This is a genomic window from Nitrosospira sp. NpAV (genome assembly GCF_000832065.1).
GTDB lineage: Bacteria > Pseudomonadota > Gammaproteobacteria > Burkholderiales > Nitrosomonadaceae > Nitrosospira.
This window is the reverse complement of sequence record NZ_JXQM01000138.1, coordinates 1-798: the sequence shown is the minus strand read 5'-3', so window position 1 is coordinate 798 and position 798 is coordinate 1. Positions and strand designations below refer to the sequence as shown.

Below are 798 nucleotides of genomic sequence, written 5' to 3'. Positions count from 1 at the left end.
CCTGACTCATCCCGAATCCCCTTATTTCCAGTTTCATCCCTGGTGGGGAAAGTTATTGTTTGATGTTTTTAGTGGCAGTCCGACATTATCTGTTTTTTTATTACATTCCTGGTCTTTGCTCTACTGGGATGAGCAGGGTCATGCTGCCTACCGGGATAATCAGCGCCTGGAAGGATACCGGAAACTGCTCGCTCGGCTTGTCAAGGATTACGATGTCATCACAACGGCCGAATTTCTGGATCTGCATGCACAAGGAAAAATCACGACGACGCATACTGTTGATCTTGCGCATGCAGAATTGAAATTACTTCAAGGTAAGCGCGCTTGAGTTCACTTTTTGATCCCTTCTTTACCCGGATGACTGAATACTGGCTGGCCTTTAATCGTTTTTTGACAGTTGAATTGCTGAAAAGCAAGCTTCGGGAATACGCAAGTAATACGCCATATATACCTGAACCGAGAAGCTTGCTATATGTGGCAGCAAGTTCGCTGCCTTATCACGTCAGTGGTTATACCACTCGCACTCATGAGGTAATTCGTGCGTTGCGCGCCGCCGGCGGGAAGGTGCATGTGCTGACCAGGCCGGGCTATCCCTGGGATCGCGCAGACCGTCGCTGTAATGCGGATCGTGAGGAAACGGCAGTACAAGATGTGTGCTACCAGCACGTTCGCCAGCCCTTGAATAATCGGCCCGTAATTTTATATGCATTACAGGCCGAACCAGTGATTGCAAAAATTGCGTTGCATCGGCATGTGGCCGCCATCCATGCAGCATCCAATAATGTGAATGCTTTACCA

The 798-nt window shown here is 48.7% G+C and carries 2 pseudogenes; both read left to right on the top strand.

The window, feature by feature from the left end:
* Positions 1 to 328 (top strand): annotated as a pseudogene (locus tag SQ11_RS15640) (hypothetical protein); the annotation flags it as partial.
* Positions 325 to 798, top strand: a pseudogene (locus tag SQ11_RS15635) (glycosyltransferase WbuB); the annotation flags it as partial. The pseudogenes SQ11_RS15640 and SQ11_RS15635, both read left to right, overlap by 4 nt.